Source organism: Ruegeria sp. BK1 (assembly GCF_056535645.1).
Genome location: NZ_JBQFIS010000001.1, coordinates 2,824,803 through 2,846,314, shown reverse-complemented (window position 1 = coordinate 2,846,314; position 21,512 = coordinate 2,824,803). Strand labels below are relative to the sequence as shown.

The 21,512-nt window shown below is 59.6% G+C and carries 19 protein-coding genes; 14 read left to right on the top strand and 5 right to left on the bottom strand.

What is annotated here, in order from left to right; all coding sequences use genetic code 11:
• Positions 1-10: 10 nt before the first annotated feature.
• From regB to trxA, 8 genes are all read left to right on the top strand, one after another.
• Entirely contained in the window at positions 11-1,408 is a 1,398-nt protein-coding gene (gene regB / locus ACR3E7_RS14120; RefSeq protein WP_170790184.1) for a sensor histidine kinase RegB, read from the top strand.
• A gap of 64 nt (positions 1,409-1,472) precedes the next feature.
• A complete protein-coding gene (locus tag ACR3E7_RS14115) occupies positions 1,473-2,981 on the top strand; it encodes a PAS-domain containing protein (RefSeq protein WP_480505355.1) in 1,509 nt (502 codons plus the stop codon).
• Positions 2,982-3,022: 41 nt separating this feature from the next.
• A complete protein-coding gene (gene tsaE / locus ACR3E7_RS14110; RefSeq protein ID WP_480505357.1) occupies positions 3,023-3,496 on the top strand; it encodes a tRNA (adenosine(37)-N6)-threonylcarbamoyltransferase complex ATPase subunit type 1 TsaE in 474 nt (157 codons plus the stop codon).
• Positions 3,493-4,497, top strand: coding sequence for an aminoglycoside phosphotransferase family protein (locus tag ACR3E7_RS14105; protein WP_480505359.1), 1,005 nt, complete (start codon positions 3,493-3,495; stop codon positions 4,495-4,497). The genes tsaE and ACR3E7_RS14105 overlap by 4 nt, the downstream gene beginning before the upstream one ends.
• Entirely contained in the window at positions 4,494-5,180 is a 687-nt protein-coding gene (locus ACR3E7_RS14100; protein ID WP_480505361.1) for a nucleotidyltransferase family protein, read from the top strand. The genes ACR3E7_RS14105 and ACR3E7_RS14100 overlap by 4 nt, the downstream gene beginning before the upstream one ends.
• Positions 5,173-8,100 (top strand): double-strand break repair protein AddB, encoded by a 2,928-nt coding sequence (gene addB, locus ACR3E7_RS14095; protein ID WP_480505363.1) that lies wholly within the window; start codon positions 5,173-5,175, stop codon positions 8,098-8,100. Before ACR3E7_RS14100 ends, addB begins: the two co-directional genes overlap by 8 nt.
• Positions 8,097-11,456, top strand: a complete 3,360-nt coding sequence (addA, locus tag ACR3E7_RS14090) for a double-strand break repair helicase AddA (RefSeq protein ID WP_480505365.1) — start codon at positions 8,097-8,099, stop codon at positions 11,454-11,456. Before addB ends, addA begins: the two co-directional genes overlap by 4 nt.
• A gap of 60 nt (positions 11,457-11,516) precedes the next feature.
• Entirely contained in the window at positions 11,517-11,837 is a 321-nt protein-coding gene (gene trxA / locus ACR3E7_RS14085; RefSeq protein WP_170771302.1) for a thioredoxin, read from the top strand.
• A gap of 136 nt (positions 11,838-11,973) precedes the next feature.
• On the opposite strand, the gene ACR3E7_RS14080 is transcribed toward trxA, so the two are convergent.
• Positions 11,974-12,168: a DUF1127 domain-containing protein gene (locus ACR3E7_RS14080; protein ID WP_170771304.1), complete on the bottom strand. Its 195-nt coding sequence runs from the start codon at positions 12,166-12,168 to the stop codon at positions 11,974-11,976.
• 197 nt (positions 12,169-12,365) lie between these two features.
• On the opposite strand from ACR3E7_RS14080, the gene hslV reads away from it, so the two are divergent.
• The gene (gene hslV / locus ACR3E7_RS14075; protein WP_170771306.1) at positions 12,366-12,926 is read left to right on the top strand and encodes an ATP-dependent protease subunit HslV; all 561 of its coding nucleotides are present in this window, start codon (positions 12,366-12,368) and stop codon (positions 12,924-12,926) included.
• On the opposite strand, the gene ACR3E7_RS14070 is transcribed toward hslV, so the two are convergent.
• Complete coding sequence (locus ACR3E7_RS14070; RefSeq protein WP_170786204.1) at positions 12,915-14,156, bottom strand: MFS transporter; 1,242 nt, start codon at positions 14,154-14,156, stop codon at positions 12,915-12,917. The two genes, hslV and ACR3E7_RS14070, sit on opposite strands and share 12 nt — an antisense overlap.
• Positions 14,157-14,328: 172 nt before the next feature.
• Here ACR3E7_RS14070 and hslU point away from each other — a divergent pair, with 172 nt between their 5' ends.
• From hslU to ACR3E7_RS14055, 3 genes are all read left to right on the top strand, one after another.
• Entirely contained in the window at positions 14,329-15,636 is a 1,308-nt protein-coding gene (gene hslU / locus ACR3E7_RS14065; RefSeq protein ID WP_480505368.1) for an ATP-dependent protease ATPase subunit HslU, read from the top strand.
• A 72-nt stretch (positions 15,637-15,708) separates the two neighbouring features.
• A complete protein-coding gene (locus ACR3E7_RS14060) occupies positions 15,709-16,833 on the top strand; it encodes an alpha/beta hydrolase (protein ID WP_480505370.1) in 1,125 nt (374 codons plus the stop codon).
• Positions 16,833-18,050: an MFS transporter gene (locus ACR3E7_RS14055; protein ID WP_480505371.1), complete on the top strand. Its 1,218-nt coding sequence runs from the start codon at positions 16,833-16,835 to the stop codon at positions 18,048-18,050. Before ACR3E7_RS14060 ends, ACR3E7_RS14055 begins: the two co-directional genes overlap by 1 nt.
• Here ACR3E7_RS14055 and ACR3E7_RS14050 read toward each other — a convergent pair.
• From ACR3E7_RS14050 to ACR3E7_RS14040, 3 genes are read right to left on the bottom strand one after another with little or no spacing between them, the layout of a single operon-like run.
• On the bottom strand, positions 18,047-18,634 hold the full coding sequence (locus ACR3E7_RS14050) for a Smr/MutS family protein (protein ID WP_480505373.1): 588 nt from the start codon (positions 18,632-18,634) through the stop codon (positions 18,047-18,049). The genes ACR3E7_RS14055 and ACR3E7_RS14050 overlap by 4 nt on opposite strands.
• Entirely contained in the window at positions 18,634-19,668 is a 1,035-nt protein-coding gene (gene mltA / locus ACR3E7_RS14045; protein WP_480505375.1) for a murein transglycosylase A, read from the bottom strand. The genes ACR3E7_RS14050 and mltA overlap by 1 nt, the downstream gene beginning before the upstream one ends.
• On the bottom strand, positions 19,665-20,324 hold the full coding sequence (locus tag ACR3E7_RS14040; RefSeq protein ID WP_170771321.1) for a Tim44/TimA family putative adaptor protein: 660 nt from the start codon (positions 20,322-20,324) through the stop codon (positions 19,665-19,667). Before ACR3E7_RS14040 ends, mltA begins: the two co-directional genes overlap by 4 nt.
• A gap of 108 nt (positions 20,325-20,432) precedes the next feature.
• Here ACR3E7_RS14040 and ACR3E7_RS14035 point away from each other — a divergent pair, with 108 nt between their 5' ends.
• Entirely contained in the window at positions 20,433-20,924 is a 492-nt protein-coding gene (locus ACR3E7_RS14035; RefSeq protein WP_170771323.1) for an FxsA family protein, read from the top strand.
• A 64-nt stretch (positions 20,925-20,988) separates the two neighbouring features.
• Positions 20,989-21,492 carry a protein-export chaperone SecB gene (gene secB / locus ACR3E7_RS14030; protein ID WP_170771325.1) on the top strand — a complete coding sequence of 168 codons (504 nt, stop codon included), beginning with the start codon at positions 20,989-20,991 and terminating at the stop codon, positions 21,490-21,492.
• The last annotated feature ends 20 nt before the right edge of the window (positions 21,493-21,512 follow it).

The window sequence follows — 21,512 nt, the reverse complement described above, 5'->3', positions numbered from 1 at the left end:
AAATGGACCCATGGCCAATTCCAACATCACATTCTGGCGTGGACAGGAACGCAGCAGCTGGATCAGGCTGCGCACGCTGATCCTGTTGCGCTGGGTGGCCATCATCGGCCAGATCACCGCCATCACCGTCGCGCAACAGACCTATGGTGTGCAGCTGGACGTGATGCTGTGCTATCTGGCGATTGGCGTATCCGTCATGGGAAACCTGACGGCGATCCTTGTTTTTCCTCGCAACAAGCGCCTGTCCGAGTTCGAAAACTTCCTGATGGTGCTGTTCGACCTGCTGCAACTGACCATCCTTTTGTATCTGACGGGCGGGCTGAACAACCCCTTTGCCTTGTTGTTGGTGGGGCCGGTCACGATCTCGGCCAGCGTGATGAGCACGCGTTCGACCCTGATCATTGGCGGTGTGGCCATCGCGCTGACCACCCTGCTGGCCGAGTTTCATGTGCCGCTACGCACGGATGTGGGCATGGATCTGGATATCCCCGACATCCTGCTGTTCGGCAACTGGGCTGCCATAGTGATCGCCATCGTCTTTTTGGGGGCCTATTCCCATCGGGTCAGCTCTGAGGTGCAATCCATGTCTGACGCGTTGTCCGCCACGCACATGGCGCTGGCGCGGGAACAGAAGCTGACTGATCTGGGCGGCGTGGTCGCCGCCGCCGCGCATGAGTTGGGCACGCCGCTGGCCACGATCAAGCTGACCAGCTCTGAACTCTATGAGGAACTGGACGACCGCCCCGACCTGAAGGAAGACGCCGCCCTGATCCGCGAACAGGCCAACCGGTGCCGCGATATCCTGCGTGACATGGGTCGGGCAGGCAAGGACGACCTGCATTTGCGGCAAGCCCCGCTATCCACCGTGGTGCATGAAGCCGCAGAGCCTCATATCAACCGAGGCAAGAGCGTTCATTTCCTGGAAGGGCCCGCCGATGACGGCGATGTGCAGCAACCCTCGATCCTGCGCAAACCCGAGATCATTCACGGGCTGCGCAACCTGATCCAGAACGCGGTGGATTTCGCCCGCGCCAATGTCTGGGTCGAGGCCGAGTGGACGGCCGATCAGATTACCGTTCACATCATGGATGACGGGCGCGGGTATCCTTCGCAGATGATCGGCCGCATCGGTGACCCGTTCATGCGCCGCCGCCGCGCCGAGACGGACCAGCGCGCGCGCCCGGAATATGAAGGTATGGGGCTGGGTCTGTTCATTGCCAAAACGCTGCTGGAACGGACCGGGGCCGAGCTGGACTTTGCCAATGGCTCGGACCCCTATCAGACCTATTCCGATAATCCCGATCACCGGGGGGCAATCGTCAGGGTCACATGGCCCCGCAAATTGCTGGATGCCCAGACCGGCGACACCCCTGTGCCATCCGGTGCCAATCAGCGCATTGAGGTCTGAGTTAAGACCCTGTTAACCATTGCAACCCATTATCCGACGCCACGAGCAACCCTGCGAGGAACTCATGGTGGACTGGATCATTCTGGCTGTTATCGGTCTGGTTTCTGCCAGCCTTGCGGTGCAGTGGCTGCTGCCACGTCGCAGGCAAAGAGGCGACAATTTCGGCCTTTCCTCGCCCTCGTCGCTGTTCGATGCGGTGTTTCTGTTTGATGGGGATCGTTTGATCAGCCATTCGGACATCGCGCTTGAAGGGTTCGACGACCTGCGCGACTGGCCGGACCTGCGCCGTCTGTTGCAGCGGGACTTCCCTTCGTTCCCCGAAACGCCCGAACGTATCCGGCAGGAAGGCAACATGGTGATCCCCGCGATTGATTGCACGGTAGAACGCGATGTCCTGTGCGAATGGATCGATGGGATTGTACGGGTTCAGTTGCGTGACAGTGGCGGGTGTCCCTCGACTGTTCATCGCGAAACCAACGATCCAATCCGATTGGCCATGGAACGTGCGCCCTATCCGGTCTGGTTGCTGGATCACCAATCCAATGTGCGCTGGTGCAATGCGGCCTATATTGCATTGGTACGCAAAGTGCGCGGGCAGGATACGGACCTGACCGCACCGCTCTTCCCGGGCCTTGAAGACGACGCAAAACCGTCAGGAAAGTCGCGCGTTTCGATCTCGACCGAGGGCAGCGACAGCAAGCTCTGGTTCGACCTGACGCTGGCGGATCACCCCGAGGGGCATTTGTGCTATGCAGTCGACATCAATGCCATCGTCGACGCCGAAACCGCCCAGCGCAAATTTGTGCAGACGATGACCAAGACGTTCGCACAGCTGTCCATCGGACTGGCCATTTTCGACCGAAACCGTCAGTTGGCCCTGTTCAACCCCGCCCTGATCGACCTGACCGCCCTGCCGCCCGATTTCCTCAGTTGTCGCCCCAGCCTGTCCAGCTTTTTCGACCGGCTGCGCGATCAGCACATGATGCCCGAACCAAAGAATTATCGCGGTTGGCGCAGCCAGATGAACGATCTTCTCGAAGCGGCCGAGGACGGGAATTATCAGGAAACATGGTCCCTGCCCTCGGGCTCGGTCTATTCGGTCAGCGGCCGCCCGCACCCTGACGGTGCCGTCGCCTTTCTGTTCGAGGACATCACGGCCGAGATCACCCTGACCCGCCGCTTCCGGTCCGAGATGGACCTGATGCAATCCATTCTGGACAAGCTGGCGGATGCAATCGCTGTGTTTGGTGCGGATGGAACCCTAGCTTTCACCAATTACGCCTATCAGGAATTGTGGGGTGAAACCGACGACAGCGGGTTCGAGCCTGACTCGATCCTTGATGTGACACGGGGCTGGCAGGATCAATGCCTGGCAACGCCGGTCCTTGGCGAAATCCGAGATTTCGTAGCCATGCGCGAAAACCGATCCGAGTGGTCCGCGGACCTGCGATTGCGTAATGGCACGCGCCTGATCTGCACCTTGTGCCCGATGCAGAACGGCGCGACGATCGTGCGGTTTTCACCGGATGCGGACGCGATGATAAGTCAGGATATTCACCAGATCAGCGCCTGAACCGGGTTGCAGCCAACCGGGCGCAAGGCCATTGTGGCGCCATGACAAGCGCGCCCCATGTAATCACCCTGAATTCGCCCGAGGAAACCGCCCGATTGGCGGTTTTACTGGGCCGCGTGCTGCGCCCCGGCGACGTTCTGTTGCTGGACGGCGAGATCGGCAGCGGCAAGACACATTTCGCGCGCAGTCTGATCCAATCCGTGATGACCCACCCCGAAGATGTCCCCTCGCCCACCTTCACGCTTGTGCAGGTCTATGACACCTCCTTGGGCGAGATTTGGCACTGCGACCTCTACCGACTAAGCGCACTGGAAGAGGTCGAGGAACTGGGTCTGACCGACGCATTCGAAACCGCGATCAGCCTGATCGAATGGCCAAACAAACTGGGGCCGTTGAAACCGGCCTCAGCGCTGACGCTAAAGTTTGAAACAGACCCTGATACACTGGATAAACGCCATCTGACGATCAGTTGGTCGGACCCGCGCTGGGCTGAATTGCCGGAGGCGATCACATGACAAACCGCGCCATTCTAGCCGAAGCACTGATCGCGCAGACACCTTGGGCGAATGCCCTGCGCGCGCCCTTGGCCGGGGATGCCTCGAACCGCAGGTACGAGCGGCTTACCAATCCCGAGACAGGGGCAACGGCCGTGCTGATGGATTCCCCCCCCGGTCAAGCCGAACCGGTCGAAGCGTTTGTGCGGATGGCGCACCACCTGCGCGCGACCGGGCTAAGCGCGCCCGGGATCTACGCTGAGGACACCGAGTTCGGGTTCCTTCTGTTGGAAGATTTGGGCGATGACCTATTCGCGCGTGTCCTAGAAACCCGCCCTGAGATGGAACGGGAGCTCTATCAGGCTGCTACGGACGTTCTGATCACACTGCACGCGGCACCAACACTGTCCCTGCCGTCTTACGGTCCCTCGCTGATGGCCGAGTTGTCGGCGCTGTCCTTCACCAAATACGCGCAGGCCATTCTTGGCGCGCATGATCAAGACGCGCGTAGTCGGTTTGAGCATCGCTTTGCCGACATCCTGCACCAGGAAACATCGGGACCAAAGGTCGTGGTCCAGCGCGATTACCACGCCGAGAATCTGATTTGGCTGCCCGATCGAAACGGGGTAAAACGCGTGGGACTGCTGGATTTCCAAACCGCGATGCTGGGGCATCCGGCTTATGATCTTGTGTCCTTGTTGCAAGACATTCGTCGCGACGTATCCTTGGGAACCGAGATGCGTATGATTGATCACTATATCTCGCAGACCGGAGTGAACGATCATGACTTCCGCACCGCTTATACGGTGCTGGGGGCGCAAAGAAACCTACGTATTCTGGGTGGTTTTGCCCGGCTGGCCACGGAGTACGGCAAGCCCCAATACGTGGACCTGATCCCGGCCACATGGGCGCATTTAATGCGCGATCTAGAGCATCCCGCGCTGGTCGGCGTGGCTGATCTGCTGCGCAGCGCCCTGCCCGCGCCCACCGAAGAAAACCTGAACAGGCTACGACAGAGATGACGCAATCACCCGACGCTGTGATGGTATTCGCCGCCGGGTTCGGGACCCGTATGGGCGCGCTGACCAAAGATAGACCCAAACCGCTGATCGAGGTTTCGGGTCGGCCGCTGATCGACCACGCACTCGAGCTGGTTGATGCGATCAACCCTCAGCGGATCGTCGCCAACCTGCACTATTTGCCCGAGCAGCTTGAGGCGCATTTGTCACCGAAAGGCGTGCTGCTGTCTTACGAGACAGACGAAATCCTTGAAACAGGGGGCGGATTGCGCACCGCGCTGCCGATGCTGGGGTCGGGGCCGGTGTTCTCTCTGAACCCTGACGCAATCTGGTCGGGTCCGAACCCGTTGAGGCTCTTGCTGGAAGCTTGGGACCCGGATCGAATGGACGCGCTGTTGATGTGCGTACCTGTGGCACAAACCTTGGGCTACACCGGCACTGGAGATTTCACCGCAGATGCGGATGGGCGCATCTCGCGCGGGCCCGGATTGATCTATGGCGGGGCGCAGATTTTGAAAACTGAAGGTCTGATGGATATCCCTCAGACATCCTTTTCCCTGAACCTGCTGTGGGACCGGATGCACAGCGACAACCGTCTGTTTTCACTGACCTATCCTGGCCGATGGTGCGATGTAGGCCATCCAGAGGGTATCGCGCTGGCCGAAGGGTTGATTGCCGATGTTTGACCCCTCCACGGCTCCGCGCGTTTTTGCCGTTCCACCGGGTTCGGATTTTCCCAAGGCGCTGGTGGCGGGATTGCACTCACGCAGCACCGGCCAACCGCCCGAGGCGCTGGCTCGCGTACAACTTGTCGTCAACACGCGGCGGATGGCGCGACGGGTTCGCGACCTGTTCGATAAAGGGCCCGCGTGCTTGCTACCGCGACTTTCGCTGGTCACGGATCTGGGCGAAAGCATTAATCTTGCGCAGATTCCGCCCGCGATTCCAGCACTGAGACGACGGTTGGAACTGACTCAACTGGTCTCAAAACTGCTGGAACAACAGCCCGATCTGGCGGCGCGGTCCTCGCTGTTTGATCTGTCCGACAGCCTGGCCGCCTTGATTGACGAGATGCAGGGCGAAGGCGTTTCCCCCGAGGCGATCCGGCAGTTGGATGTCAGCGACATGTCTGGCCATTGGGCCCGCGCGCAGGCGTTTATCGGGATTGCCGACAGGTTCGTGGACACTGGCGATAACGCGCTGGACGCACAGGCGCGTCAGCGGCGCGTTGTCGAAAATCTGATCGCCCGTTGGCAGGTGGAACCGCCGCAACATCCGGTCATTCTGGCGGGGTCAACCGGGTCGCGTGGGACCACGCTGATGTTGATGGAGGCAATCGCTCGCCTGCCGCAAGGCGCGTTGATTCTGCCCGGATATGATTTTGACCAACCCGACGCCGTCTGGACCCGGCTGGACGAGGCGCTGACCTCGGAAGATCACCCGCAATACCGATTCCGTAAACTGATGACGATGTTGGGTCTGCGGCCCGATCAGATTGAACGCTGGACGCGGGATGCCCCACCCTCAGCCCCGCGCAATCGGCTGGTGTCACTGGCATTGCGCCCAGCGCCAATAACGGATGCGTGGATGACCGAGGGTCCGCAACTGACGGATTTGGCCGAGGCCACCGCAGACCTGACCCTGGTTGAGGCGCAATCTCCGCGCAGCGAAGCCTTGGCCATCTCGCTTCGGCTGCGACAGGCGGCAGAAACGGGTCAAACTGCGGCGCTGATCACGCCGGACAGGATGTTGACCCGACAGGTCAGCGCTGCTCTGGATCGTTGGAACATCACACCCGACGACAGTGCGGGTCTGCCCTTGCAACTGTCCCCGCCCGGTCGGTTCCTGCGCCATGTGGCGGGCCTGTTTACCCGGCGGCTGGATGGTGAGGCGCTTTTGACGCTGCTGAAACATCCTTTGTGCCACGGTGGTGATGAGCGGGGTGCGCATTTGCTGCACACCCGCGATCTGGAATTGGATTTGCGTCGCCATGGTCCTCCTTTTCCAGACGGGCCCAGCCTGACCGCCTTTGCGATCCGCAAAGAAGTGTCTGAGGGCTGGATCCAATGGTTGATCCGGCATTTCTGCGATCAACAGATCTCGGGCGAATTGCCGTTGTCCGAATGGGTCACTCGTTTGCGTCGTCTGGCCGAGGCGATCTCGACCGGCAGCTCCGGCGAAAGCGGTCCGCTTTGGGACAAGAACGCAGGTCAAAAAGCACTGGCCGTTCTGACTGCGCTTGAGGATGAGTCCGGCCATGGCGGCCAGATGACGGCGCATGATTTCGCCGATCTGTTGGGTGCGCTGCTGGCTGGGGAAGAGGTTCGCGACCGTGACGCGCCGCATCCCCGGATCATGATCTGGGGGACGCTTGAGGCGCGGGTTCAGGGGGCTGATCTTCTGATCCTGGGCGGTTTGAACGAGGGCAGCTGGCCCGAGGCCCCAGCCCCGGACCCTTGGTTGAACCGGCAGATGCGTGACAAGGTCGGTTTGTTGCTGCCGGAACGGAGGATCGGGCTGTCGGCACACGATTTCCAGCAGGCCATCGGCGCGCCCGAGGTCTGGTTGACCCGCGCCACCCGCTCGGACGACGCCGAAACTGTGCCGTCGCGCTGGTTGAACCGGTTGACCAATCTGCTGCAGGGCTTGCCGGATCAGGGCGGACGCTCGGCGCTTACAAAGATGCGCGACCGGGGCGGCCAATGGTTGCGTTGGTCGGAACAGCTGGAGCATGCACCTGAGATCAAAGCGGCAGCGCGCCCCTCACCGCGCCCGCCCGTCGCGTCGCGGCCTCGTCGCTTGAGCGTCACCGAGATCAAACGCCTGATCCGCGATCCTTACGCTATTTATGCGAAACATGTACTGCGGCTGAAACCTCTGGACCCATTAGTGCAAGCACCGGATGCCTTGCTGCGCGGGATCGTGATTCATGAAATCCTCGAACATTTCGTGAAAGACAGCGTTTTGGACACAGCCCTACTGAACCGTGAGAACTTTCTGAAACGTGCCGAGATGCTCTTGGACCAGCATGTCGCCTGGCCAACCGCACGCAAATTGTGGCTGGCGCGTTTGGAGCGTATTGCCGACGATTTTCTGACTGCTGAAACCGCGCGCAGGGGCGATGGCGGGCCGGTGGCGTTCGAAGCGGCGATGAAACTGGTCCTCGCCCCGATGGATGTCACGATCGTTGGTCGGGCCGACCGGATCGACCTGAACACGCGCGGTGCGGTGCGACTGATCGACTATAAAACCGGGACACCTCCCACCGAAAGTCAGCAAGCCAAGTTCGACAAGCAATTGTTGATCGAAGCCGCCATGGCCGAGCAGGGCGGGATCGAAGGGTTTGACCCTCTGCCCGTGGCCGAAGCAGTGTTTATCGGCATGGGCGGAAGCTACAAAGAGGTGCCTGCGCCCTTGGCCAAGGAACCGACTGACAAGGTGTTGGCTGAACTAAAAGAGTTGATTTCTGCCTATTTAGAGCCTGATCAGGGGTTCTCGTCACGGCGAATGTTGCACAAGGATACGGATATCGGGGACTACGATCACCTTGCCCGTTTTGGCGAGTGGGACCGAACCGCCGAGACCAAGCCCGAGGATCTGTCATGAGCGCCCGCAACGACGCCACCGAACGGCAGGTGCAGGCAGCGCGGCCTGATGCCTCGACCTGGTTGGCCGCGAATGCGGGTTCGGGCAAGACGCGGGTTCTGACCGACCGGGTGGCGAGGCTTTTGTTGGATGGCGTGCAGCCGCAGCACATCTTGTGCCTGACCTACACCAAAGCTGCCGCCAGCGAGATGCAGAACCGCCTATTCAAGCGCCTTGGCGAATGGGCGATGCTGGGTGATGACCCGTTGCGCAGGCAGCTGACCGATCTGGGCGTGGCGGGAATGATCGACCCGGATCGCCTGGCGCAGGCGCGTACTTTGTTTGCCCGCGCCATCGAAACGCCCGGTGGGTTGAAGATCCAGACGATCCATTCGTTCTGCGCGGCGTTGCTGCGCCGATTTCCGCTTGAGGCCGGGGTCAGCCCGCAGTTCTCTGAGATGGAAGACCGCGCCGCCGCCTTACTTCGTGAGGAAATCGTCGAAGATTTCGCCACGGGACCGCAGGCCGGACTGATCGAGGATGTGGCCCGGTTTGTAACCGACTCTGGATTTGACGCTCTGACAGCCGCCGTGACCCAGAAACGGAACCTTTTCGCAAACGCGCTGGGCTGGGGCGACATTCTGGGCAAATTTGACCTGCCCGACGGGTTTGACGAAGACGCATTGTTGCGCAAGGTCTTTCTGGGAGGTGAGGTCGATCTGATCCGCTCGATCCTGCCGGCACTGTCCGAGAGCGGCGGCAACAACGCCAAGGCTGCCGCAAAACTGGCCGCCTTTACCGAGCCGCGATTGGACAGCCTGCCAATCCTCGAAGGCGTTTTCCTGACGGGCAAGTCCGCCAGGGAACCGTTTTCGGCCAAGATCAACAGCTTTCCGACCAAGGCCCTGCGCGAAGGCGCTTTGGCCGACCGAATGCCACAGCTTGAGGCGCTGATGTTGCGCATCGAGGGCGCGCGCGAACAGAGGTTGGCGCTGGCCGCCGCGCGCAAGACCTATGTATTGCACCGTTTTGCCTCCGCCTTCCTGCCGGAATATGAGCGTCGCAAGCAGTTGCGCGGCTGGCTGGATTTCGACGACTTGATCCTGCGTGCGCGGCAAGTTCTGAACGACCCAGCGGTGGCCGAATGGGTGCTGTATCGGCTGGACGGCGGCATCGACCATATTCTGGTGGACGAGGCGCAGGACACCAGCCCCGACCAATGGGATGTGATCGAGAAACTGGCGCAGGAATTCACCAGCGGGGAAGGGGCCCGGTCCGGGGTCGAACGCACGATCTTTGTGGTCGGCGACAAGAAACAGTCGATCTATTCCTTTCAGGGCGCGGACCCTGCCGCGTTCGATCGCATGCAGCGAGAGTTTGGGCGGCGGCTGAAAGAATCAGGCTCTAAACTCTGGGATTCGACGTTGGAATATTCCTTCCGGTCCTCCAGTGCGATCTTGTCTCTGGTCGATATCCTGTTCGAAAACCGGGCCGAGGCCGGGTTTCACAAAGACAGCCAGCACCGGGCGTTTAAGGCCGATTTACCGGGGCGCGTAGATCTGTGGCCCGTGGTGGAAAAGGTCGAAGCGGATGAGGATGCCGACTGGACCGACCCGGTCGACCGACCTGGCGCGCGCCATCACACGGTGATCCTGGCCGAGCAGGTTGCGCAGTCTATCAAAACCATGATCGACTCGGGCGAAACCATCCCCGAGGGTGGCGACATCCCCGGCACCTTCGTGCGCCGCAGGGTGCAGCCGGGCGATTTCCTGATCCTCGTACAACGCCGATCCGACCTGTTTGCCGAGATCATCCGCGCCTGCAAATCCCTGCACCTGCCCATCGCAGGGGCGGACCGGCTGAAGGTCGGCGCAGAGCTGGCGGTGAAAGACCTTGCCGCCTTGCTGAGCTTTCTGGCCACGCCCGAGGACAGCCTTTCGCTGGCGACCGTGCTGAAATCTCCGCTATTCGGGTGGAGCGAGCAACAGCTCTTTGATCTGGCCCATCGGCGGCAGGAACAATTTCTATGGGCGGCTTTGCGCCATCGCGCGGATGACTTTCCTGAAACGCTTGAGGTTCTCAACGATTTGCGCGGCCAGATCGACTTTCTGCGCCCCTATGACCTGATCGAACGCATCCTGACGCGCCATGACGGGCGGCGCAAATTGCTGGGTCGCCTGGGGGCCGAGGCCGAGGATGGTATCAACGCGCTGCTGTCGCAGGCGCTGGCCTATGAGCGCACGGATATTCCCAGCCTGACCGGATTCCTTGTCTGGATGCAGACCGACGATCTGGAAATCAAACGACAGATGAGCGGCGTCGGCAATATGATCCACGTCATGACGGTGCATGGCTCGAAAGGGCTGGAGGCGCCCATCGTGATCCTGCCAGATACGGGCAAACGACAGGCCCCGCGCGATGCCGAGATTATGGTGGGCGACGGTGTTCCTGCCTGGAAATTACCAGCCGATGCCTCACCCAGCCTGATTGCCCGCGCGCGGGCGCAGGCTCGGGAACGGGAAGAGAATGAACGGTTGCGCCTACTCTATGTGGCTCTAACACGGGCGGAGAAGTGGTTGATCGTGGCCGCAGCGGGAGATGTCGGAACGGATGGAACCAGCTGGTATCAAATGGTGCAGGCTGCCATGGAACGGGCAGGGGCTGTTGCCATCGAAGGCACGGAGATCCTGCGATTGGCGCATGGGGACTGGGACGGATTGCCAGAAACCGAACACAAAGACACCCGTGCAGCAGAGCAGATCTTGCCCGATATGTTCCGCTCGAACCCGGACGCGCCTGAGGTTGAACCGGACATTCTCAGCCCATCAGATTTGGGTGGGCCAAAGGCGTTGTTCGGAGATGCGGGGCAAGATGAAGAGGCCGCAAAGCTGCGCGGCACGCGCCTGCATCTGCTGCTGGAGCATTTGCCGTCGACTCCGCCGGAAAACTGGCCACAGCTTTGCGCGCGCATTCTACCGGATATGTCCGACGCAGACAGGTCCGAGCTGTTGGCCGAGGCCAAAACCGCCCTGACCGCAGATCATCTGCGCCCAGTCTTTGCGCCGGACACGCTGGCCGAAGTTCCGGTGACGGCCACGCTGAACGGGCGGCGTTTGCATGGGGTCATCGACCGGTTGATCATCTCGGATACCGAGGTGCAGATCATTGATTTCAAAACAAATATGAGCGCACCAAACAGCCCCGAAACCTGCCCTGATGGGTTGTTGCGGCAGATGGGAGCTTATGCGCACGCGCTGGCGCAGATCTATCCCGGTCGGAATATCAAAACCGCGATCCTGTGGACGCGTACCGCGCAGCTTATGTGGTTGCCACACGATATTGTGACGGATGCACTGACACGCGCCCACATATCTTGACCTTGCCAAGTCGCGCCCCTACGTTCTGTTCCCGAGTTTACCCCATTCAGGAGACAGAATATGTCGACCGTAGCCGTAACCGACGAAACCTTTGACGCCGAAGTCAAGAATTCCGACATCCCTGTTGTTGTCGATTTCTGGGCCGAATGGTGTGGCCCCTGTAAGCAGATTGGCCCCGCGCTGGAAGAATTGGCGTCGGAATATGGCGGCAAGGTGAAAATCGCCAAGGTGGACGTGGACAGCAACCCCAACTCGGCTGCTGCAATGGGCGTCCGCGGTATTCCTGCGCTGTTCATTTTCAAGGATGGTCAGGTTGTGTCGAACCGCGCTGGCGCGGCACCGAAAGCCGCGCTGCAAAGCTGGATCGAAGACTCGATCTGACCCGGGTTTCGAACGGAATTCAAAGGCGCCTCGTTCGGGGCGCCTTTTTTCATGGGTAGCCAAAGAAACGGATGCGCAAAGAAAAAGCCGCTCAGGGGCTGAGCGGCTCATCTTGACGGTGTGGTCGGTGCAAAGATCAGAGCTTTGCGATATCCGCACGGCACAGGCCAACATCGTCCAGTTGGGCGTCGCTGAGGTTCGACAAAAGCTTGCGGGTCTTGCGGGATTCATTCCACGCTAGTGCTTTTTCGTAGGTTCCGAAAAATGCGTCCACTACATGCAGGATGGTAGCTGCTCCGAGCGGCGCATGGATATTTGCGGTGGTTGCCATTTGCGCATTCCTTTTAACTGAAACAGCCGACCTCTTGTCGGTTGTGAGGCTCATGTAGGATCAATACCCGAGTCTCACAATTGCTAGTCTGGTAACCCCGAATTGCAATTAGTGCATATCTTTTGAGCAGTTTGAGAAGAGTTGCGCTGAACGCACGCCCGGCCCATATAGGGGGCCAGTGAAGAACGGAGGCCCCAATGGCAGACAGCGATTTTCCCGGTTGGCATGGCACGACAATTATTGGCGTCAAGAAAGGCGGCCAGGTGGTGATTGCCGGGGATGGTCAGGTCAGCCTGGGCCAGACGGTGATCAAGGGCACCGCCCGCAAGGTGCGCCGCCTGTCCCCCGGTGGGTTTGAGGTCGTCGCAGGGTTCGCCGGATCAACCGCCGACGCATTCACTCTGCTCGAGCGGCTGGAAGCCAAGCTTGAGGCCACACCGGGTCAGTTGGCCCGCGCCTCGGTCGAGCTAGCTAAGGATTGGCGTACCGACAAATACCTGCAAAAGCTTGAGGCGATGCTGATCGTGACCGACGGCAAAGACCTGTTGGTGATCACCGGGGCAGGGGATGTGCTGGAGCCCGAACACAACGTCGCCGCCATCGGATCGGGCGGCAATTTCGCATTGGCCGCCGCCCGCGCGATGATGGACAGCGACAAACCCGCCGAAACCGTCGCCCGCGAGGCAATGGCGATTGCCGCCGATATCTGCGTCTACACCAACGGCAATCTGACGGTCGAGGAAATCTCAGGCCAATAAAACCTTAATCTCCTTCCCTTTCCAGCGGCGGTGCATGCCGATCAGGCCCAGTATCGCCGCAAGTATGACGATGTAGTAGGGCACACGGATGTCGATGCTCATCAATCCGCCGCCGATCAGAGACATGACCCCTCCGGCCAGGCAGAAGACGGCTGTCGTCACGCCCATGACCCAGCCCTGATCAGTTTCGCTGACACTTGCGGAAAACAGGCCCAGTAGCGTCGGGTAGGATACGCCGAAGAAGAAATAGAAGAAGAACACCGGCACGTAGCTCAGCCATCCGATAGGACTGAAGGCAAAGGCTAGCCCGCAGATTACCATCGTGATCAGCGAGACATAAATGATCTTGTGCTTGCTGAACCTTTCCTGCGCGGGTTTCACCAGGAAGGTGCTGGAAAAGGCCAGTGCAAAGCCGATCACAACCATCGCCATACTGCCGCCGATCACGCCATAGCCGAACCGGCTGGTCAGGTAGTTGTCGACAAAAACGTAAAAGGTGACGTTGGCGATCATGAAGAAGGAATAGACCGGCAAGATTTTCAGAACCATCGGATGCCCGCGCACAGCGAACAGGCTATCGGTGATATCACGCGGGCGAAAGACAAAGGGTTCACGTTCGGTGCGGGTGTCCTTGAAGAAGGTGATCACCAGGAAAATGGCGATCAGGACCAGAGCAAACGCGCCATAGAACGGCGTTTTAAGGGTGGCCACGCTGCCCAGCAGGGCCGCATCAGACAGGACGGCGCCTATGATGGGCCCTCCGACTAGACCAAAGCTGACACCGGTCACGATATAGCCCATGTTTCGGTCGCGATCGGCGGCGTCCGTGCTGCCATCAATCATTGCCGCCTGCGCGATGGGCTGGTTGCCAGCCGTGAACCCTGTGATTGACCGCCCGATGATCAGCAGCAGAAGGCTGTTGAGGTAAAGCGACGCAATCGTCAGCGCATAGCCCGCCAACGCCCCGGCCAGACAGACCAGAAGCGCGTTCTTGCGCCCTATGGAATCCGAGACTTTGGAGACATAGACCACACCCAGAAACCAAGACAAAAAGAAACACCCGATCACCAGCCCATAGTAGAAATGCCGCTGCCCCATCGGCGTGCTGTCGGGAAGGAAGCCGGATTTCGTCTCCATGATCAATGAGTTGATGATGGGAAAGACCAAACCTTGTCCGATTAGGTCCACAAACACCACGAACAACAGGGTGATCTTGGCAATTTTCGTCATTCGCGCGCTCCTGACCCTCAACATATTGAAATGATTGTATCAGAGCACAAACGTTTCACCTATGGAAAGCATTTGCAAACCGGCAGGCGCATTGCTAACCAACGCTGCCGCAGTTGTTTTCGCCTGTGCGGTGACTACGTAAGCCAAACCGCTGATCGAAAGGACCCAACCCGTGACCGACCTGACCCCGCGCGAGATTGTCTCGGAACTGGACCGTTTCATTATCGGTCAGAAAGATGCCAAACGCGCGGTGGCCGTGGCGCTGCGCAACCGCTGGCGGCGCAAGCAGCTGGCTGATGATATCCGCGATGAGGTCTACCCCAAAAACATCCTGATGATCGGCCCCACCGGTGTCGGCAAAACCGAGATCAGCCGCCGTCTGGCCAAGCTGGCCCGCGCGCCTTTTATCAAGGTCGAGGCCACAAAGTTCACCGAGGTCGGATACGTGGGCCGCGATGTGGAACAGATCATCCGCGATCTGGCCGATGCAGCGATCATCCAGACCCGCGAGTATATGCGCGAGGACGTGAAAGCGCGCGCCTATCAGGCCGCCGAGGATCGCGTCATCACCGCCATTGCCGGCGAAGACGCCCGCGAGGGCACGCGCGAGATGTTCCGCAAAAAGCTGAAAGCGGGGGAACTGGACGATACGGTGATCGAACTGGAACTGTCGGACAGCTCAAACCCGATGCCGATGTTTGACGTGCCGGGACAGCCGGGCAGTCAGATGGGGATGATGAATTTGGGTGATATCTTCGGCAAGGCTTTTGGCGGGCGCACCGTCAGGAAACGCATGACCGTGGCCGAAAGCTATGACGCGCTGATCGGGGAAGAAGCCGACAAGCTGCTGGACGATGAAACGGTCAACCGCGTGGCTTTGGAATCGGTTGAACAGAACGGCATCGTGTTTCTGGATGAGATCGACAAGGTCTGCGCGCGCGCGGAAGCGCGCGGTGGCGATGTCAGTCGCGAGGGGGTGCAGCGCGACCTGCTGCCCCTGATCGAAGGCACCACCGTATCCACCAAACATGGTCCGGTGAAAACCGACCACATCCTGTTCATCGCGTCTGGCGCGTTTCACATCGCCAAACCCTCGGATCTGTTGCCGGAATTGCAGGGGCGTCTGCCGATCCGGGTGGAACTACGAGCGCTCACCGAAGAGGATTTCGTCCGCATCCTGACCGAGACCGACAACGCCTTGACCCGCCAATACACTGCGCTGATGGGTACTGAAGAGGTTGCGGTCAGCTTTACCGATGACGGCATCGCCGCTTTGGCCAAGATCGCGGCAGATGTGAACCAAAGCGTCGAAAACATCGGCGCGCGGCGGCTTTATACGGTGATGGAGCGTGTGTTCGAAGAACTCTCGTTCACTGCACCCGATCAGGCCGGGGCGGAAATCACTGTGAACGCGCAGTTCGTGGATGACAATCTGGGTGAGCTGACCAAATCCACCGACCTGAGCCGATACGTCCTGTAACAGACACTGGCCGATTTTCGCTGCTTGGTTGAACCCGTCGCGCTTGGACCCGCGGCAGGAATTCGTTAGCTTATGCGCAAACCCTCGAGGGCTATTTTCGTGCTGCGCTATATTTCCATTTTTTTGATTGCATCTCTTCTGACAGCCTGCGTCGACCGTACCATCTCGGAAACGGTGCCGTCGGCTTTGGATGTGGGCACACCCCAAACCATCTACGCCACCACAACCCGCGCGCGCGAGGCTGATGGCTCTTACGGGTTCAAGCGGGGAGATGGGTTGCAGTTTCTGGAAATGACCGTCTCGATCCCGCCCAATCACACACCCGGAACGTTGGATTTCTCTTACGCCAATCCAAACCCCGAAAAGCAGTTCGTAATGGCAGCCGTGGATGAGTTACAAGGGCCCGGCGATCTGAAAGCCCGGTTGGGCAACGTGGATGAGGTGTCTATCTTCATTCACGGCTACAACACAACACAGTCCGAAACTGCGTTTCGCGCCGCGCAGCTTAGACACGATCTGAATATTCCCGGTGCCACAATGGTTTATTCCTGGCCCAGCCAGGCGACCGGATATGGCTATGCCTATGATCTGGACAGTATGCTGTTTGCCCGCGACGGGTTGGAGCAGACCGTCCGCCACTTGAAAACCATGGGAGTCAAACGCGTGGTTCTGGTAGCGCACTCCATGGGCACTGCCTTGACGATGGAGATGATGCGACAGGCCGAATTGCGCGAACCAGGCTGGGCCAGTCGCAATCTGGAAGGCGTGGTGCTGATTTCACCGGATCTGGACGTGGATCTGTTCCGCTCGCAGATGGATGTGATCAAGACACCGCCGGATCCGTTCATCGTCATCACCTCGCAAAAGGACAAGTTGCTGAATATCTCGGCCCGGCTGCGCGGCACCACCAAGGGTGAGCGTCTGGGCAATATCAGTTCGGCCGAGGCGCTGTCTGAATACAAGATCAACATTCTGGACACGACCGCTTTCAATGACGATGCGCAATCCTCGCATTTCGTGGCCGCGACCTCGCCAGCGTTGCTGGCAATTATCGCATCGGCCCGCCGGGTCAGCGACACATTCGGTACCGAGCAGCGGGGGATTGACGTCATCGCCCCGGCCAATGTGCGCAACCCAACCGGCGCGACCGAGATCGTTCTGACCGAAACCGGACAGGCACAGGTAAGCGCCCCGTGATGTCGCCTCGGCCCGGCGGGTTTCTGCGCGACAACGCAGCATGGCTGGGCGCGGGGTTTTTGCTGACATTTCTGTCCAGCTTTGGGCAAACCTTCTTCATCTCGATCTTTTCCGGCGAAATCCGCGCCGCGTATGGCCTGAGCCATGGGGCGTGGGGCGGGATTTATTCGCTGGGCACGACAGTGTCGGCCGTGGTCATGATCTGGGCCGGGGCGCTGACCGATATGTTTCGCGTGCGCGTTCTGGGGCCGGTTGTCCTGGTCGGTCTGGCCTTGGCCGCGATGGCGATGGCGCTGAACGCATGGCTGTTCCTTTTACCCATCATCATCTTTCTGTTGCGCCTGTTCGGGCAGGGGATGTCTGTGCATCTGGCCCTGGTGGCAATGACACGCTGGTTCACCGCCACGCGGGGCAAAGCGCTGTCCATTGCCTCGGTCGGGTTCTCGGTCGGCGAGGCGCTGCTGCCGGTCATTTTCGTCGCCGCGATGGCAGTGCTGGATTGGCGGATACTTTGGGTGATTTCAGCTGGAATGGTGCTGTTAGGGATCCCGGTTCTGGTGCGTTTGCTGCGACAGGAACGCACGCCGCAAAGCCTGGCGTCTGAGCATTCCTCAACCGGGATGAAAGGGCGCCATTGGACGCGAAAACAGGCTCTACTTAGTCCACTTTTCTGGTTTATGGCTCCAGCATTGCTGGGACCATCCGCCTTCATCACCGCGTTTTTCTTTCATCAGGTGCATCTGGCCGAGATCAAGGGCTGGCAGCATATCGAACTGGTTGCATTGTTCCCGATCTACACCGCTGTGTCCCTGCTGGCGATGTTTGCAACCGGCTGGGCTTTGGACAAATGGGGCACCGCGCGGATGATGCCTTATTTCCTATTGCCCATGGCGATCGGGTTTGCCCTTGTCTCGTTTGTGACAGGGTTGGTGGGGGCCAGTTTGGCGTTGGTTTTTCTGGCCTTGACTGTGGGGGCCAATAGCACACTGCCCAGCGCGTTCTGGGCCGAGTTCTATGGCACCCGCCACATCGGTGCGATCAAGGCCATGGCAACCGCCCTGATGGTCTTGGGCTCGGCCATCGGGCCGGGACTGACCGGAGTGTTGATCGACCATCGCGTCGCGCTGGATCAGCAATTCCTGTGGATAGGAGCGTTCTTCGTCGCAGCCAGCGCGTTGGTCTGGATCGGGATCACCCGCGCCGCGCGCAGTTTTTAACGGATACGCCGCAGGTAAACGTAATACGCCCCGTCGCCACCATGGCTGATATGGGCAGGGGTTACTTGCAGCACGGCCTGCGCCAGCGGCGGAATGCTCAGCCAATGCGGCACTTGGTTGCGCAATACGCCGCGCGGGGTGGGGATGGGGCCGGGCTCGTCCCGGTCCTTGCCTTTTCCGGTGACGACCAGAACCAGACGTTTACCTTGCGCTTGGGCGGTCAGAACAAAGCGCACCAACGCCGGATGGGCCGTATCCACGCGCATTCCGTGCAGGTCCAGCTTGCCTTCAGGCTTGAGCTTGCCACGCTTCATCCGACCAAACGCTTTGTTGTCCATCTGCACCGGGCTAGCGCGCAGGCTTTCCGCGATAGAGGGTTTCAGCGCATGGCGCGATGGTTTAGAAGGTGCGGTCTGGCCAAGCTCAAACGTGTCGGTCCGCGCTTTTGGCGTTTTGGTGGGCTTCGGTTTCGGCAGGGTGGTCGGATGCACCGTTTGCGGGATCTCGGGGTGCATCCGCTCGGCCTGTTTGGCGACCTTTCGCCATAGTTCGATTTCGTCCGAGGTGAGTTTGCGCCGTGCCATCAGAACGAATCCGGTGCCAGTGCATAGGCGCGTTGGATCGGCAGTAAAACGATCATGCGTCCGGGGTCTTTCAAACGCCCCGCGGCGCGGCCCGCTTCATCACCAGTACCAAAGAAAATATCAGCCCTCTGCGCGCCCTTGATAGCCGAACCGGTATCCTGCGCGATCATCAACCGTCGCAATGGGTTTTTGCCGTCCTTCTCAACCCAAACAGGCGCGCCCAACGGCGTGAAGCCCGGATCGGCTGCAATGCTGCGCATCGTGGTGACGGATCGGTTCATAGCGCCCAAAGGCCCAAGCTCGGGCGCGATGCGGGTGACTTCGCGGAAGAACACGTATGAGGGGTTGTGAAACAGCAGCTCGGCCCCGGCCTCGGGGTTCTTGCGCACCCACGTCTTGATCATCTGCGCACTGACCTGATGGGCGGCTAACGCTCCCTTTCGGATCAACTCCGACCCGATTGAGCGGTAGGGATGCCCGTTTGCGCCCCCATAACCCACCCGCAATGCGCCGCCATCCGGCAGGCGGATACGGCCCGAGCCCTGGATTTGCAGAAAGAAAAGCTCGACCGGGTCATCGACCCAAGCGATCTCAAGTCCGCGACCTTGCAAAACATCGCTGGTCAACAGGTCCCGACGTGACAGCCATTGCCCAGCCCCACGCGCCTCGGGCGGCATTTTGTACAGCGGATATCGGAACCGATCCGATCGGGTGCGCGATCCGTCCAATTCTGGCTCAAAATACCCGGTGAACAACGCGTCCTTGCCGTCTTCGACCAGAACGGGGCGGAAGAACAGCTCAAAGAAAGATCGGGCGGCATCGGCTTCATAGGTCTGCGCGACACTGCAGAGTGCGCGCCAATCCGAGTCATCTAGATCGCCACACGTGTTCAGAAAAACCGAAAGAGCCGCCCCGTGGTCATCGGCGGCCCAGCCATCCAGATCGTCAAACGACAGAATGGACCGCGTCGCTTCGGCGCTGGCAGAGGTTGCCATCACAGCCCCCAGCAAAAGCAACCGAAGCGCAGCAATCATGCGTCCGTGGCAACAAGCAGCCAGTTCGGATCGTCGCTGCCCATGACGCGGGCAAAGGTCCAGCTGTCCTTTTGGCGTTTGACGGTGTTGGGGTTGCCTTCGATGATATCCCCACCGCGATCCCGCACGACCGAGGTCAGCTCACCCACAAAGCGCATGGTAATCTCGGCCTCGTTGGTGTCCTTGTCGAACTTTACATCGGCCAGCGCGGTTTCTCGCACCCCAATGAATTCAGCTTCGATCGTCAGACCCTGATCCTCACGCGCTGCGACGACATCGACGAAAGTGTCAAACACCTCTTCGGACAGGAAGGGCTGGATTTCGTCCAGATTGCCCTTTTCGAACCCCATCACGATCATCTCATACGCGCCGCGCGCGCCTTGAACAAACTCGGACACCGAAAAGCTAGGCTCAACCCGCTTCATCGCAGTCAGGGTCTGGGCCTGTTCGCTGTCTTCGGCAACGTGGTCGGTGATGTCGTGATCCGGGCCGCCTTCGATCACCTCGAAGTCACGGCGCGAATTCTGCCCGTCTGGCTGCTGCTGAACGGGGGGCTTTTCAAAACCCTCACGCGTCCCCAGCACGCTTTTCAGGCGCAGGATCAGGAAAACGGCAATTCCGGCCAGGACCAGCAACTGGATCATCGGTTCGTTCATTTCATCCTCTTTATCGGACCGCGACTTTGTATACGCAGCCTCTTGCCACTATGTAGGTGACAGTTCGGGACAAGTCTACTGCCCGAGCCTGGTTAAAGGATAACGCATATGTATCTGTTCCTCGCTTTTTTGCTGGTCCCGATCATCGAGATCGGCCTGTTCATTCAGGTCGGCGGCCTGATCGGCCTGTGGCCAACACTTGCGATTGTCGTTCTGACGGCTGTTTTGGGCACGGCTTTGGTACGGACACAAGGTCGCATGGCATTGGCCAATCTGCAGCGATCCTTTGCCGAACTGGACGACCCGACCGAGCCGCTGGCCCATGGCGCCATGATCCTCTTGTCTGGCGTATTGCTGCTGACACCGGGGTTTTTCACCGATGCCATTGGTTTTGCTTTGCTTATTCCCGGAGTTCGGGTGGCCGTTTTCAATTTTCTTAAGTCCAGGGTAACCATCACCCAGTTTCAGATGGGTGGTGGCGCGCAGTTCCGCACCGGTCCTGACCCTGCACCGCAAGACGACGTGATCGACGGGGAATACACCGAGGTTCACCCCCGCCGTGACCCATCAAAACCATCGAAATGGGTCGAAGGTCCGTGACCTGCATTGAGGTGCCGCGCCCAACTTGCTAAGCAAAGGCAAATTTTAGTTTCGGAGTAGATAAATGGCCGAAGAAGACGCCAAAGAAAACACAGCCGCCGCAGCCCAGGCGGCACCGCAGATCCAGATGCGCGTTCTGGGACAATTCATTCGTGATCTGTCGTTTGAAAACGTGATGGCCCAAAAGGGCGTATCCGGCGACGTGCAGCCCGAGATTTCCGTTCAGGTCAATCTTGATGCAAAAAAGCGCCCGACTGAGCATCAGTATGAGGTTTCGGTCAAACTGAACCTCAAATCCAAAGCCAAGGGCATGGAAGATATCCTGTTCCTGTGCGAGCTGGATTATTGCGGCTTGTTCCACGTTGAAGGTGTGGCCGATGACCAACTGCATCCGTTCCTGATGATCGAATGCCCGCGGATGTTGTTCCCGTTCCTGCGCCGCATCGTCAGCGACGTAACCCGCGACGGTGGTTATCCGCCGGTGAACCTGGACAATATCGACTTTGTCGCCCTGTACCGCAACGAGTTGATGCGTCGTCAGGCCGAAGCACAAAAAGCCGAAGCCTAACCCATTCGACCCGCGCCGGA

Coding starts and splice junctions, on each gene's coding strand:
- regB (WP_170790184.1), top strand. CDS start 11: ATGGCCAATTCCAACATCACATTCTGGCGTGGACAGGAACGCAGCAGC.
- ACR3E7_RS14115 (WP_480505355.1), top strand. CDS start 1,473: ATGGTGGACTGGATCATTCTGGCTGTTATCGGTCTGGTTTCTGCCAGC.
- tsaE (WP_480505357.1), top strand. CDS start 3,023: ATGACAAGCGCGCCCCATGTAATCACCCTGAATTCGCCCGAGGAAACC.
- ACR3E7_RS14105 (WP_480505359.1), top strand. CDS start 3,493: ATGACAAACCGCGCCATTCTAGCCGAAGCACTGATCGCGCAGACACCT.
- ACR3E7_RS14100 (WP_480505361.1), top strand. CDS start 4,494: ATGACGCAATCACCCGACGCTGTGATGGTATTCGCCGCCGGGTTCGGG.
- addB (WP_480505363.1), top strand. CDS start 5,173: ATGTTTGACCCCTCCACGGCTCCGCGCGTTTTTGCCGTTCCACCGGGT.
- addA (WP_480505365.1), top strand. CDS start 8,097: ATGAGCGCCCGCAACGACGCCACCGAACGGCAGGTGCAGGCAGCGCGG.
- trxA (WP_170771302.1), top strand. CDS start 11,517: ATGTCGACCGTAGCCGTAACCGACGAAACCTTTGACGCCGAAGTCAAG.
- ACR3E7_RS14080 (WP_170771304.1), bottom strand. CDS start 12,168: ATGGCAACCACCGCAAATATCCATGCGCCGCTCGGAGCAGCTACCATC.
- hslV (WP_170771306.1), top strand. CDS start 12,366: ATGGCAGACAGCGATTTTCCCGGTTGGCATGGCACGACAATTATTGGC.
- ACR3E7_RS14070 (WP_170786204.1), bottom strand. CDS start 14,156: ATGACGAAAATTGCCAAGATCACCCTGTTGTTCGTGGTGTTTGTGGAC.
- ACR3E7_RS14060 (WP_480505370.1), top strand. CDS start 15,709: ATGCGCAAACCCTCGAGGGCTATTTTCGTGCTGCGCTATATTTCCATT.
- ACR3E7_RS14055 (WP_480505371.1), top strand. CDS start 16,833: ATGTCGCCTCGGCCCGGCGGGTTTCTGCGCGACAACGCAGCATGGCTG.
- ACR3E7_RS14050 (WP_480505373.1), bottom strand. CDS start 18,634: ATGGCACGGCGCAAACTCACCTCGGACGAAATCGAACTATGGCGAAAG.
- mltA (WP_480505375.1), bottom strand. CDS start 19,668: ATGATTGCTGCGCTTCGGTTGCTTTTGCTGGGGGCTGTGATGGCAACC.
- ACR3E7_RS14040 (WP_170771321.1), bottom strand. CDS start 20,324: ATGAACGAACCGATGATCCAGTTGCTGGTCCTGGCCGGAATTGCCGTT.
- ACR3E7_RS14035 (WP_170771323.1), top strand. CDS start 20,433: ATGTATCTGTTCCTCGCTTTTTTGCTGGTCCCGATCATCGAGATCGGC.
- secB (WP_170771325.1), top strand. CDS start 20,989: ATGGCCGAAGAAGACGCCAAAGAAAACACAGCCGCCGCAGCCCAGGCG.